The organism is Psychromonas sp. SA13A, from assembly GCF_011378715.1.
In the GTDB taxonomy this organism is placed as follows: Bacteria; Pseudomonadota; Gammaproteobacteria; order Enterobacterales; family Psychromonadaceae; genus Psychromonas.
Genome location: NZ_WTKU01000007.1, coordinates 1 through 13,292, shown reverse-complemented (window position 1 = coordinate 13,292; position 13,292 = coordinate 1). Strand labels below are relative to the sequence as shown.

Below are 13,292 nucleotides of genomic sequence, written 5' to 3'. Positions count from 1 at the left end.
ACTCAATTAAAACTCAATCAAGGTTTTTATGCTTAGTTCATCTTCAACACTCAATAAACGCATGAATATTGTAGCGTTAACTTGGCCCATTTTTATAGAAGTGTTATTACGCACAGCACTGAATACTACCGATGTTTTCATGCTCAGTGGCTACTCTGATCTTGCTGTTTCAGCAGTTGGCGTTATAGCCCAAATTTCGTTTTTTCTAATCATAATTTCTATGATGGTCAGCAGTGGTACAGGCATTCTTATAGCACAATACAATGGAGCATCACGTACATTAGAATCCGCTCAAGTAGGTGTTGCCAGTATTTTGTTAGCAGTTGTTGTTGGAGGAGCGCTTAGCATTACTGTATTTTTAGGCGCTAAATCGTTTATTTCACTTTTTGGCTTAGAGGATCAAGTAGCTCAATTTGGCTATGATTACCTGATCATTAGTGGTTCATTCACTTTCAACATAACCATTGGTATCGTATTGACAACGATATTGCGAAGTCACGGATATTCTAGATCACCTATGTTTATCAATCTTGTCGCAGGTATTGTTAATATTGTAGGTAATTATATTGCACTATATCAACCTTTTGGATTGCCTGTATATGGCGTAGCCGGTGTGGCCATTGCGACAGTCTCAAGCCAGATTGTCGCAACCCTTCTAATGTGCCAATTAATTCGTTCCAAAGATATTGAGCTACCATTTAAAGACTTTAGAAACATTCCTAATGCAATCTTCCAAAGAATAATAAAGATTGGAGCAATGAATGCTGGTGAGATACTTTCTTACAATATGGCTCAAATGACGATTGTATATTTTGTCGTTCAAATGGGAACATCATCCTTAGCCGCTTTAACTTATATGCAAAACATTACGCGACTATCATTTGCCTTTTCTCTCGCATTAGGACAAGCAGCACAAATACAAACAAGCTATTTTATTGGTAAAGGCTGGCACGATGATATTTTAATACGAGTACAAAAATATTTTTTAGTAGGTTTAATTGTATCTACTTCAGCAATATTATTAATCTTTACTTTTAGATATCCGATTATAGATTTATTTACACAAGACAAAGAAATTGTTGCACTCGTCGCAATACTGATAGCTGCATCAATTTTCATTGAATCAGGTCGTGTATTTAATCTAATCTTCATCTCTGCGCTCAAAGGGGCTGGTGACATTAAGTTTCCAGTTCAAATAGGGATCCTGAGTATGTGGGGTATCGCAGTTCTTTCAAGTTATATGCTCGGCATATATTGGGGATATGGTGTTTTAGGCGCATGTTTAGCTATCGGAATGGATGAATGGATTCGAGGCATTGTGATGTTTAAACGCTGGCGTTCAAAAACGTGGGTACGTTTTTCATTGATACAAAAGTAATGGTATATATCATTACTTTTAAACAAAACTCAATAGGACACTTTAAATGCAGACCTAAATATAAATTTAAAACGAGTAGTTGAAAGAGTTTAGCCAAATAGTATAACAATCACGGCAAGCTCTGAAATAAGTACTGTTAAAAAATCCAATATAAAGAATACTTTTTACACAAACCGACAGCGACTTATATCATTATAAAACAGGTAGCCTTAATAAAGTATTAATAACAGATTGATTATCACCCTGAATAATAAAACTACGTTCCACTATACTAAAAAATATAACGAACATGATTCAAGAGAGCCAATTAATATGTCAACCATAAAAACACTTGCACAATTAGAGATGCAATTAGGGGAATGTCCTCGTTGGAATGAACAAGAGGAATCATGGTATTGGGTCGATATTTTAGGTAAAGCACTTTATCGCTATGACACTTTAAATAAAAAATTATTCTCACGCATATTCGATTTCAACCCTGCTTGTTTTGCTTTTACCAAAACGAATCAGATTATTTTGACTGCATCATCTGGTCTATTTCTTCTTGAAAATTTCTCCTCTGCTGTTCAATTTATAATGGACCCTGAAAGTGATCAACCTACGCAAAGGTTTAATGATGGCGTACCGACTCCGGATGGGAATCTACTCGCTGGAACAATTGGAGATGCAACGACTGCGACTGGAAACTTGTATTATTTTGACATTACTAAAAATAGTGTTATCTGCGAAACGATAATGGAAGGCTATACAATTATAAATGGACAAGCATTCTCTCCCGATGGTAAATGGTTATATATTACTGATACGCCGAAACAAAAAATTTTAAAGTACCCTTATAATTCAACAACAAAAAAGCTAGGAAAAGCACAACTTTTTTATAAATTTACCCAAGAAGATGAATACCCTGATGGTGCCGCTGTAGACGCTGAAGGTAACTATTGGATTGCAATGTATGGCACGGGTAAAATTTGTGTTATTTCTCCTGAAGGAGAAAAAATTGATGAAATATATTTACCTATTAGCCAACCGACGATGATTGCATTTGGTGGAATAAACCTTAATCAATTAATTGTCACAAGTGCTGCACAGGGCTTAAATAAAGAAAGTTTAGAAAAAGAACCTCTTGCGGGTAGCGTATTGCTATTAGATATTAGTAAAAAAGGTGCACTTCCTTTTAAGCTAAATACTTACAAACCATCAGCGAACTAAAAGATAAAAATCCCTCAATTCTTTTAAGGTTGAGGGATTTTTTGTGTAAATCTTTATACAAATTAGGGACTGTATTCGTATAAATTATTACTTAGTAATTGATAACGTATTTCATGCGATTGCTCACCGGTTGCCAACAATGATGTTTTTACTTATTATTATTAAAGAGCCTGTTGATGCACCTCGACGTCAAATTAATAACGAAAAAAATCAGTAAACAAAACAATATTTTTATTGAATGTATCAGTTTTTCGTTCTATCAAATACTCAGTTTGCCCCTCCAAATAGGTTCTAATACAATAATAATGGAAGCATTTGCCGTTACGACATATTTAATTTCCAATGGCGGATGGCTTGTATTAGGTAATGTAAACTTGTCGCGATTAATAGACTCATTCCAAGCTATAGCCAAATATCAACACCGACAGTTCGAAGTAAAGCTCCATATAAGCTGAAATAAAAACCTCGATGATCCCGTTACGATTAACTGAATATCAGTTAAAAGAAAACGGCGAAATGCATTGTGCATAAAGACTGTTAAAATTAAAATATACTGCGAGTACAAGAGCGGAGCAAATAAACCAGATTTGACTGCTTGATTATTGGCAGCCATTACTGATAGACAATAACATCAACCCTGCTACTGCAATCGCAACGAAAACAAAAATATGCAAGGTGGTGCTAGCTTAAATAAAGGCCATGCGATTAATGGTACGAATAACATAGCTAAACTCATAATGTTCCAAGACAAGAATATATAATCGATATAATTTAATGATTAAACTTTATTTCACTGTTTTATAAATCGCAGCTATATCTTCTTCTGCATAACCGGCTTTGCGGGCCTGTTTATAAGATTCGTTTGTAATCGCTGCTGTAGGCAACGTTAAATTTAATTTATCACCTAAGTCGACAGCTAACCTCATATCTTTTTGCATATGTTTAAGTGGGAAGCTTGTTGTGTAATTTTCATCTAACAACATGGGTCCTTTCACTTTAAACATAGGGTTTGCCATTGCACCTGCATCAATAATATCTAACAACTGTTGACCATCAAGGTTTGCTTTAAGGCCAAGTGACATTCCTTCACTGAAAATACTTAACATCCCCCCCATAATCATATTAACGACAAGTTTCATTTTAGCACCCTGACCAATCTCACCGAGGTAAGGCGACATTTTCCCCATTATTTCAAAGGCAGGTAAAGCATCATCATAAAGAGACTTGTCACCTGCAGCTAAAATAATTAAGGTGCCATCTTCCGCTGGCTTTTTCGTCCCAGAAACAGGTGCTTCTAAAAAGCGCCCTCCCGCTTTTATGATTGCTGCTGAAATAGTTTGTGAAGTCGCATCGTCAACAGTAGACATATCAATGTAACTGCGACCTTCTCCAATGCCTGCTAATACACCATCAGGTCCATCGCAAATAGCTAACGCAGCGGCAGGGTCAGAAACGATAGTAAAAGTAATATCGCATGTTTCAGCAACTTGCTTTGGTGATTTTCCTTGATGAGCACCAAGTGCAACTAGCTCATCACATTTATCACTATTTCGATTCCAAACCGTTACATCTAATCCTGCTTTAACTAAGTTTAATGCCATTGCATTACCCATAATACCTAAGCCTATAAATCCAAATTTTTTCATCAATACACTTTCCTTAATTTAAATAGGTGAAAACACACTATTTTGATTGGTAACGAGTATAAATCGTTCATCTTATTTGGCTTGATAAGTAAATGATTCAAAGTCAGCAAAACAACCATCACCACTTATGTCCTCACAGTGTAAACCTACAAATGCACCGGTAAAGAAACCACGGCCATTAATATAGTCATCTGATAGCTTCCAAGATTCGAAATTTTTCTCAAACTGTATCCAGTTATCACCATCAAAGGAGTAACTATAGTAATAATCGAGACCTTCAACATCAACTTTCATCCAGACATGTGCAATATTATCAGGCACAATAATTTCATTACCATCATAATGGTGAAAAGTTGCAATCTGTTGGTCAATCTGAATCAGACGCAAGCAACGTTTACCTAACTCTTCATCAAAATCAATAAGGCAGTAAGTCCAATTACTCGTGTTGTAATAACAACAAATTCCTGCTGATTGCTGGAAATTTTCAGGTGAAAATGTCATTTTAGTTTGTGCGCTAAAATGGTGGTGACGCCAGCGTGTAGCAATCGTTGATTGCTCAAAGAGTGAGACTAAACTGTCATTTCCATAAAGCCTTAACACGCCTGATTTTTCAGTTAAACTGCCTAGTTTATCGGTAAAGGGAATACGTAATGTTTGCCAGTTATTATCTAGTTTAGAGTTATCAAAGTTATCAGTAAAATGTTCAGAGATCCCCCAATCACAGGCGGGTAAATTTGCTTCTGGAATTTGCAGTTTAGCATGTGGCCCACCAACGGCGATTGGCCAACCTTGTTGCCATTCGATTCTATCAATTGCAGTTTCACGACCCAAAGGACACATTCCACGACCATGCTTTGCAAGCAGCGGTTTATCAGGAAAGCGCAGTGGACGACTCGCTAAATAGGTAATAAACCATTCACCGTTTTGGGTTTCGACAAGTGCGCCGTGTCCTGCTTTTTGTATCTCGTTGCTAGGTGTATGCCACGTTGTAACTAATGCGCCATGAGGGCTTAGTTCGTAAGGACCGAAGAGATCTTGCGAACGAGCCACCGTTACTGAGTGCTCAAAGCTTGTACCACCTTCAGCAGTTAATAAATAATAATAACCGTCTTTCTTATAAATGTTAGGTGCTTCCGTATATTTGAGGTCAGTCCCTTCAAATATGGTAATTCGTTTTTTATCCAATCTATTTGTTTTAGCATCAAATGCTTGCATCACTATTTTATTGTATGGATCACTATGATTTCTTGGCCCCCAAGGGCGATACACATAATACTTTTGACCATCATCGCTATGAAACAATGACGGATCAAAACCGCCGTTCCCCATCGGGATAGGTTTACTCCATGGCCCTTCGATACTTGATGAAGTGACTAAGAAATTTCGCCCATTTTTCCAAGGGGCATCAATGACTTTCACATCCGTAAATAACAACCAAAATAAACCATCAGAATAGCTCAAAGCAGGCGCCCAAATTCCACCTGAGTCTGGGTTTCCTTTCATATCTAACATATCAACTGAATCTAACGGTGTAGCAGCAAGGCGCCAATTCTTAAGATCTTTTGAATGGAATATTCTAACACCAGGAAACCATTCAAAAGTAGACGTTGCAATATAATAATCTTCACCATTGCGACAAACAGAAGGGTCAGGATGAAAGCCTTTTAATATTGGATTGTTAATCATACTATCCACCGATTAATAAAAAATAAGTTGTTTTTAGACGATATTTTATTGTGCACCTTGGAAGTCCAAGAGTGACCTTTTTAACGAATCACTCATAACTTTCTAAATGTATTTAAGGTAAATTTATAAGGCTGGGCAATATGGATACTCAAGATTTTTTATGTCTTCTTTTTGCTAATACTGGAAAGAAGCAATACAAAGAAACACAACACAAAATTAAATAATGGAATTTGCAAATCAGAAGGCATTGAATAAATAATCAACACCGACGGGATCCAAATTATCCAGTTGGTAACCAATGTTGTTGGGATTTGTACGAATACAAACGACTTATCAACATTTGCAAATGTTTGACGAAAATTAAGAAGTTTATCCTTCCATAGGTATGCAATGGCCATGCTAGGTGCTGCCCATAATGTGCCATAAACAAATTGATCAACAATCGTCTTTTTCGCTAGCGTGCCTACATCATTACCAGTCCCAAACCAACTCTCTTGAAGTTGATATAAAAAATCTACCTCAACACCTTTATAAGCCCAAAATAGAACATAAAAAAAGCCGATAGCGACAATTTTTTCACGAATTTGCTTGGTTAAAACCAGGTAAATAAAGGGGATGAGCCCACCAAAAAGAGAAGTTGATAACATCGCATATTTCCAACCATATTGACTCTTTAAATCACTCAAATAGGTAAAGACTACAGCCGCTGGCTCATAATAGAAGTAGCACAAGGCAGTGAGCACCGCAAACAATTGCAATACCACCCCTGGCACTAAATTTTGTTTCAATGCAGATTTAACATTTTTACTCAGTGTTTGCATGCTTAAAGACCTTGGTAAAAAATTAATTAAGTACGGTTTCAAATTACTTGAACTTTTATTTTCAATAATAACCAGTAATTTGGGGCTTCTTATAAAAAAATGTAGTGTAAGTTACTGTGTAACGCTCCCTAAAATCAGATAAATTTGTTAATTAAAATGACATTACACTTTCCTTGATACTAACGATTAAAAGTCGATACAACTTTTATCGAATACCAATAAAATTAATATAGTGATCTGAGACTGCGCAGAGTAAATTATTTATAACAAGGCATGATTTTCTGAAGAAGGTTTTCTCATGTTCAAACACATCACGAAGTTAGTGATTATCTTAACCAGCAAAACGGTCACTTTTTTAGTACCCTTATCATTAATATATATCTATTAAGCGTACATCAATAACTAGTACTGCATGGGCACCTATTTTACCGCCATTGCCTTTTTTACCCCAAGCTAAATCAGAAGGTATTACAAATTCGTATCTCGATCCCAATGGCATATGTTGTAAACCTTCAGTCAACCCGTCAATGGCTTCTTCAAGGCTAAATTTTTCTGGGCTATTAACTTGGTAAGTATCAGCGATAACTGAACCATCAGTTAATAAAATTCGCTGGTGAATTTCAACACTGTCATCAATGGTTGGATAGCGACCTTCTGATTGTTCAATAACTCGGTACATTAACCCTGAATGAGAAAATATGACGCTATCTTTTTGTTGGTATTTCAGTAAAAAATCTTCACTTTTTTTGCGATTTTGACCAGCAGAGCCCTTTCCACTTTGTTTATCTTTTTTACGTGCCATAATCTATATTCCGAAATAATAAATTTGTAATAATTAAATTTATCACGACTTATCTCTCTTCCCATATTTATAGGAAAAGCATTTCAATCAAAAAATTTAACATTTTCTTCTTTCTAACTATTGTTAAAACAACTTGTGTAAATTTCGCTCATAAAACTAGATTCAACGCTTTAAATTATAAGTAAAATTTTTTATCTTAAAAATTGTGAATGCTCATACTTTCAGTTTGCCTAAAAGTATCAGTAATAAGAAAAAAAACAATTGTAATATATGGTTTTTGTATTTATATATTACTGATTGTTGCCAATGCGGAAACCGAATGCTCTAGCAGTTCTACTACAAGTTTAATTTTATTATTCGCATTACCTGCACCATTAAGTGTAAATCTTAGCTTCAAAAGCATACCCCCAATAACGTACATTGCATTAGCATACTAGTCTCGGAAAATACTTAGCGAAGGTGATCATCCATTTCTAAGGTAGGAATTGATCTTCGATATTTTGAGATTCATCTAAACACTCCAAGGCTTGTCATTTACTTTTTTATAAATAATCTCAGTTCAATAAGCCAATCGATACTGCACAGCCATTTTCGTGTGTTTCTGCGTTAAATTAGCTACCAATAACAAGTTATTGCTACGATGATTTTTCTGGAACTACACAAAACTATCAATACTGTACAGTGATAAATTTTAACCATTTGATTATTAAATAAATTTCGTTTTTATTTACCAGAGTTAAGGTTAAAAAGTTTAATTTCCCAGTTAGCTAGATATTACCCTTCATAACTATCTTCCAAAGCTATGTAGCAAAAAATCGATCAGTGCTTGAACGCGGAGAATTTTATAACGCGCCTGTGGGTAAACTAGCGACACTATACTGTCGTTTAATTGCCAATCGTCAAATACCGTTACTAAACGTCCTTGCGCTAGGTCATCTTTAATATGGTAATCGGTTAAACGCGCGATACCTTGATGATTTAATACGGCAAGGCGGCTGACATGTCCATTCGCACAGTGAAATTTTCCTTTTAGGGTTAACTCATAATGGTCACGCTCTTTTTCATTATTCCCTAACAAATTCAGCTTAGTAAATGGCCATTTATGAACTGATCCTAAAATGATGTTATGTTTGAGTAAATCTTTAGGATGACTAATTTTTTTGTGTTTATGTAAATATTCTGGTGAAGCGCAAACATGTGTTTTAAAACTTGTTAGCGGCCGAGCAATCAAATTTGAATCAGGTAAAGGCCCCATACGCACTACAATATCGTAGTGTTGGGCAATTAAATCGACATGCACGCTGCTAAAATCTAAGGTGATAATTACATCAGGATGTTGATCCATAAATAGAAAAAGTAACGGTGTTAAAATTTGCTCACCAAAAATACCACCTACCGCATTGATTCTTATTTCCCCTGCCAATGTTTGTTGATCTTCTTGTGCTTGGTCTATTGCTTGCTCTATATAGGATAAGCCCTGTGTGCATTGACGATAAAACTGTTCTCCAATATCGGTTAGCATAATAGATCGTGTTGAGCGATGTAATAACTGTACGCCTAAGTTTTTTTCTAGTTGGGTAATTAGTTGTGACACTCTTGAACGCGAACTGTTTAACATGTTGGCCGCTGCACTAAAACTTCCATCATCAACTACCCTAAGAAATTCAGGTATACCTTGCAGATTTTTTTTATCGATCATCTTTCATATCCTTATAGAGCTAACTTTTGAATAGATTGTTTAACATTATTAAACAATGAGTTTAAAGCATAGGTATATGTAAACAATATTTTATTAGGTAAACTAATATTATTGCTCATGTTTTTATTGATGAATTTGCTAATACTACTATCGACCATAGGGAGAAAAAAGATGGAACACTTTCGATGGGGTCTTATTGGACCTGGGCGCATTGCTGAAAACTTTGCTCAAGCATTAACCGTGATAGATGATGCCGAACTTTATGCGATTGCTAGTCGCAATGAACAAAGAGCGTCAAACTTTGCTAATAAATATAAAATTGAAAATATCTATTTAGATTACAATGAACTAGTGAACGATGGAAAAATTGATGCGGTTTATATTGCCACACCACATCGTTTTCATTATGAACAAATTAAATTATGTTTAGAAGCCGGTAAAGCGGTGCTTTGTGAGAAGCCATTAACAGTGAATGCCGCGCAATCGCAAGAGCTAATGTTACTGGCAAAATCTAAAGGTCTGTTTTTAATGGAAGCGGTTTGGACACGCTTTCTGCCTATTTATAAGCAAGTTAAAAATTGGTTAGATGCAGGTGTTATCGGTGAAGTGAAATCGTTACAGTCAAACTTTGGTTTTTGTATACCAAAAGATCTAGACGACCGACTATATAACCATGATTTGGCGGGAGGTACCTTGTTAGACATGGGTATATATAACATAACTGTCTCACAGTGGGTTTACGGGGAAAACCCTGAATCTATTCAAGCGACGTCATTATTAACTGAAACAGAGGTTGATGAGCATACCTCTGTAAATATGCAGTACAGCGATGGTCGATTTTCACAGTTTACTTGTAGTTTTATGGCAAAACACCGTAACGATTTTTGTATTTATGGTACTAAAGGCCAAATCAAAATACATGATATGTTTTGGTGTACAAATAAAGCCACATTAGTGACCGAAAGTGAAACATTAACAATAGATAAACCTTTCCGTTCGACAGGTTTTGAATACGAAATTGAAGAAGCAATGTCCTGCATTCGTGGGGGTCTATTAGAAAGCCCAGGCATCACTCACCAAGATACGCTCGGCACTATGACGGTCATGGATACTATTCGACAACAAGTTGGGCAAAAATACCATTTCGAATAATCAATTTGAGTACGCTGAATAATTAATTTATGTTCGATGAATAATCGTTCAGCAATGATTAGATACCTCCCATTTACAAGGTAAATAATAATGAAAAAAAGAATATTAGGTAGTACGGGCTTTGACGTTTCTGAAATTGGCCTTGGTTGCTGGCAATTGGGAAATGATTTTGGCCCTCTTGAAGACAAACAAGCACAAGAAATATTATCGGTAGCATCAGATGAAGGTATCAATTTATTAGATACCGCTGATGTATATGGTGGCGGAATCAGCGAAGAACGTATCGGAAGCTGGCTGAAAAAAAGTAAAGAAAAGCCTTTTATTATCACTAAGGTGGGCCGAGGGGAAACGTTGTTCCCTGCGAGTTACACAAAAAATAAAGTAAGAGAAAATATACAAGGGTCGATAACGCGCTTAGGCCTTGAGGCTTTAGATTTAGTGCAGTTACATTGTATTCCGCCTGAAGTATTACGAAATGGTGAAATATTTAATTGGTTAGAAGACTTTCAACAACAAGGACTAATTAAAAACTTTGGTGCCAGTGTTGAAATGATTGACGATGCCATATTTTGCTGCCAAGTACCCAAACTTGCCACGGTACAAATTATTTTCAATATTTTTAGACAAAAGGCGATCGAAACATTATTACCAAAGGCGGCGGAAAATAATATCGGCGTTATTGTTCGTTTACCATTAGCGAGTGGGTTGTTGAGCGGGAAAATGGCTAAAGATCAGAAGTTTTCAGAGCAAGACCATCGTAATTATAATAAAGACGGTGCAGCATTTCACGTCGGCGAAACGTTTAATGGATTACCGTTTAATAAAGGGGTTGAATTGGTCGATCAGCTTAAAGCAATGCTGCCTAGCCATTTAAACTTATTAGAGACCTCGTTACGTTGGTTATTAGATCAACCACAGGTCAGCACCATTATTGCTGGAGCAAGTAGCCCGCAACAGGTAATAAAAAATGCACAGGTAAGTAACTTGGCTCCCCTTGATGAAGAACTTGATAAAAAATTAAAAATGTTTTATCAATCTCAAGTAAAACAACATATTCGTGGTGGTATATAATTTCACGAAAAAACCTGTTGCCTAGCGAGAATTTATTCAATATAAACAGATATTTATATGAAAATCTATTTTGAATTAACTTGTTTGCCCTATCTAATATTAGGTCAAAAATAGTCAGACTGGTGTAATATAAATTTTAACTTCTTTTAAGTGAATGCTCGTACTTACATCAATCAACACAACTCATTTAATTTAAATGCACAGTTAATAGTCAATACTTTAATTGTGTTTTAGGAGTAGTAAATATGTCAAACACCCCATTAACGAATTATGAAGATACTGCTGAAAGACTTGTTTTAGCCTTTGGCAGCAAAGACAATATCACTGACATTGACGCCTGTTTTACTCGTCTACGTGTAAAAGTAGATAAAGTAAAAATTGTTGACCAAAAAACAATAAAAAAACTTGGCGCTTTAAAAGTAATTATCGTCAAGAATGAAGTACAAGCTATTTTTGGCAATAAAGCAGAGCAACTAAAAAACGACATGCAAGAATGGATTTCTAACAAAGCAGATGCAAAACTAGCTAGTGATCTTGTTATGGCTTTGGGTGGCAAAGAAAATATCTCCAACATTGACGCCTGTTTTACTCGTCTACGTGTAAAAGTAGATAAAGTAAAAATTGTTGACCAAAAAACAATAGAAAAACTTGGCGCTTTAAAAGTAATTATCGTCAAGAATGAAATACAAGCTATTTTTGGCAAAAAAGCTGAGCAACTAAAAAACGACATGCAAGAATGGATTTCCAACAAAGCAGGTAAAACTAATATCTGATGTTACAAAGTATAGACGAAGTTGATCCTTACATGGCTTGCTTAATTTGTAAAAGACACTCCATAAATCGATTGTGGCGATCTAAAATCAACAAAAATAGCAACCTAAGATGTAATGCTGATCAGTTAATAAAAAGTATTGATTTTTAGGTATATGTAATCAAAATCCGATGTTCAAACAACGTCGGTATTTTTGTGACTTTAGATTACGACTTTCACCCTATTGAAGCCTTCACTCCTGAACATTACAATTCATTATCTGAAGTCCTTTCTCCTGTTTGAATTGCCCAATGCCTTAAAGAACAAGATGCTATTACCTTGATAAAGACAAGCTACCACTTGAAATGATGGTGTAGGGCATTGTTGGTAGGTAATACTTAGACACCTTCCAATGAACGATATAATCAACCTGTTGGACACTATATAACTCAGCAAACGTTCCTTTTGTCACAACAAGTGCCTTTGTTTAGTAATTAGAGCGGCATCAAATAAATGGTCAAAACTGTTCAACAGCGGAGAGCTACGATGAGCTGGTTTATAATAGAGTTTGAAGACCGCTTGAAGAATCATCCTTGGATTCAGATTATAAGTGCATAATTTGAATTGGTAGAAAAAGCGGCCAGCTGAATATATGCTTATCGCTTTTTCTCCGGCAAGAGATGCAACAATGAAAACATATAAACAACTGACCTATGGGCTAAGATGCCAGATTTATGCTTTAAAGAAAATAGGTCTGAGTCAAAATAAAATTGCGCAACAGTTAAAAGTCAGTCAATTAACTATCAGTAGAGAGCTTTCTCGTAATACAGGTAAGCGAGGATATCGCATTAAACAAGCCCAATCGTTTGCACATCATCGTCGATTACATTCTCGTAAAGCAATTAAAATGACGAGTAGCCTCATTGCATTAATTAACTCAAAGATTCGACTCGAATGGAGTCCCGAGCAAATATCAGGATGGTTGCGAGAAGAACACAAAGTGCGGATTAGCCATGAAACGATTTATCTTTATATTTGGTCTGATAAGAAACGTGGAGGTCAGTTATTTCAATACCT

General features: G+C 35.8%; 11 protein-coding genes. 6 read left to right on the top strand and 5 right to left on the bottom strand.

Translation table 11 applies throughout. The features are described 5' to 3' along the window. Window positions 1–28: 28 nt before the first annotated feature. A complete protein-coding gene (locus tag GQR44_RS08380; protein ID WP_166371205.1) occupies window positions 29–1,378 on the top strand; it encodes an MATE family efflux transporter in 1,350 nt (449 codons plus the stop codon). Between the two features lie 312 nt (window positions 1,379–1,690). Beyond that, the gene (locus GQR44_RS08375; protein ID WP_166371203.1) at window positions 1,691–2,587 is read left to right on the top strand and encodes an SMP-30/gluconolactonase/LRE family protein; all 897 of its coding nucleotides are present in this window, start codon (window positions 1,691–1,693) and stop codon (window positions 2,585–2,587) included. A 785-nt stretch (window positions 2,588–3,372) separates the two neighbouring features. On the opposite strand, the gene GQR44_RS08370 is transcribed toward GQR44_RS08375, so the two are convergent. From GQR44_RS08370 to GQR44_RS08350, 5 genes are all read right to left on the bottom strand, one after another. Next, window positions 3,373–4,233: an NAD(P)-dependent oxidoreductase gene (locus tag GQR44_RS08370; protein WP_166371201.1), complete on the bottom strand. Its 861-nt coding sequence runs from the start codon at window positions 4,231–4,233 to the stop codon at window positions 3,373–3,375. A 72-nt stretch (window positions 4,234–4,305) separates the two neighbouring features. Continuing rightward, on the bottom strand, window positions 4,306–5,919 hold the full coding sequence (locus GQR44_RS08365) for a glycoside hydrolase family 43 protein (protein ID WP_166371199.1): 1,614 nt from the start codon (window positions 5,917–5,919) through the stop codon (window positions 4,306–4,308). A 158-nt stretch (window positions 5,920–6,077) separates the two neighbouring features. Then, a complete protein-coding gene (locus GQR44_RS08360; protein ID WP_166371197.1) occupies window positions 6,078–6,740 on the bottom strand; it encodes a hypothetical protein in 663 nt (220 codons plus the stop codon). Window positions 6,741–7,110: 370 nt separating this feature from the next. Further along, window positions 7,111–7,542, bottom strand: a complete 432-nt coding sequence (locus tag GQR44_RS08355) for an FKBP-type peptidyl-prolyl cis-trans isomerase (RefSeq protein WP_166371195.1) — start codon at window positions 7,540–7,542, stop codon at window positions 7,111–7,113. A 787-nt stretch (window positions 7,543–8,329) separates the two neighbouring features. Then, complete coding sequence (locus tag GQR44_RS08350; RefSeq protein ID WP_166371193.1) at window positions 8,330–9,241, bottom strand: LysR family transcriptional regulator; 912 nt, start codon at window positions 9,239–9,241, stop codon at window positions 8,330–8,332. Window positions 9,242–9,412: 171 nt separating this feature from the next. On the opposite strand from GQR44_RS08350, the gene GQR44_RS08345 reads away from it, so the two are divergent. The 4 genes from GQR44_RS08345 to GQR44_RS08330 all read left to right on the top strand — a co-directional run. Then, window positions 9,413–10,393, top strand: a complete 981-nt coding sequence (locus GQR44_RS08345; RefSeq protein WP_166371191.1) for a Gfo/Idh/MocA family oxidoreductase — start codon at window positions 9,413–9,415, stop codon at window positions 10,391–10,393. A gap of 90 nt (window positions 10,394–10,483) precedes the next feature. Next, on the top strand, window positions 10,484–11,464 hold the full coding sequence (locus GQR44_RS08340; RefSeq protein ID WP_166371189.1) for an aldo/keto reductase: 981 nt from the start codon (window positions 10,484–10,486) through the stop codon (window positions 11,462–11,464). A gap of 245 nt (window positions 11,465–11,709) precedes the next feature. After that, window positions 11,710–12,237: a glucose PTS transporter subunit EIIB gene (locus GQR44_RS08335; protein ID WP_166371187.1), complete on the top strand. Its 528-nt coding sequence runs from the start codon at window positions 11,710–11,712 to the stop codon at window positions 12,235–12,237. A gap of 666 nt (window positions 12,238–12,903) precedes the next feature. Next, window positions 12,904–13,292, top strand: a 389-nt coding sequence (locus GQR44_RS08330) for a helix-turn-helix domain-containing protein (RefSeq protein WP_166371185.1), incomplete at its 3' end; no start/stop codon positions are given.